The sequence below is a fragment of the Treponema sp. R6D11 genome, assembly GCF_054786075.1.
Genome location: NZ_BDHD01001490.1, coordinates 1 through 239, shown reverse-complemented (window position 1 = coordinate 239; position 239 = coordinate 1). Strand labels below are relative to the sequence as shown.

The window sequence follows — 239 nt, the reverse complement described above, 5'->3', positions numbered from 1 at the left end:
GAACCAGACAAAAAAAGCAATCAACAACAAATTCATTCAAGAAGCGATGACAGACTTCCTAAAAACAAATCTCGAAATTTTCTTCCTCGAGAATAAAGAAGAGGCCGAAAAGATTGCAAATCAAGTTCTTATTAACAAACGCTCGCGAGAAACCGCTGAAAAAAGCAGGATTAATGCAAAAAAAATGCTCACATCTTCCAACTCAATGGCAGATAAAGTGCAAAAGTTCGTAGACTGTC

The 239-nt window shown here is 36.8% G+C and carries 1 protein-coding gene; it reads left to right on the top strand.

Going from position 1 to position 239, the window contains the following annotated elements; genetic code table 11:
• Window positions 1–239, top strand: a 239-nt coding sequence (locus tag ACYVTD_RS19190) for a hypothetical protein (RefSeq protein WP_461249168.1), incomplete at both ends; no start/stop codon positions are given.